The sequence below is a fragment of the Streptococcus mitis genome (genome assembly GCF_946190065.1).
Classification (GTDB): Bacteria; Bacillota; Bacilli; order Lactobacillales; family Streptococcaceae; genus Streptococcus; species Streptococcus mitis_DE.
Genome location: NZ_CAMHZD010000057.1, coordinates 1 through 400, shown reverse-complemented (window position 1 = coordinate 400; position 400 = coordinate 1). Strand labels below are relative to the sequence as shown.

The 400-nt window shown below is 39.2% G+C and carries 1 protein-coding gene; it reads right to left on the bottom strand.

The window, feature by feature from the left end; genetic code table 11:
• On the bottom strand, positions 1 to 400 hold a 400-nt coding region (locus tag OCF96_RS09890), incomplete at both ends, for a mucin-binding protein (protein ID WP_419991744.1).

Genomic DNA, 400 nt, shown 5'->3' with positions numbered 1-400 from the left:
TTACGTGTGAATGTTAATGTTTCTTTAACTGGCTCTGCAGCTTTAGAACCGTCATTCTTCACGTAGTTGATTGTACGTGTAACTTGTTCAACTAATCCTAATTCTCCATAAGTACGTCCTTTAGGATCGTTTGGTACTTTATCCTCTGGTTTTGGCGTTACTGGTGTTTCAGGATCACGCGGTTTCGTTGGATTTTCTGGAGTTGGATTTGTTGGATCCACTGGATTGTTGTTTGGATCTAGTGGTTTAGTTGGGTCTACTGGAAGGTCTTTACCTTTCACAATGACATAGTATTGTTGGCTAGGTACTTTCTCTCCAACTGTTCCTGTAGATTTATCACTTACAGCATCAAATGTACGAGTTGCTTCTTTGTAGAATCCTTCTTTATCTGTTGTGTAAA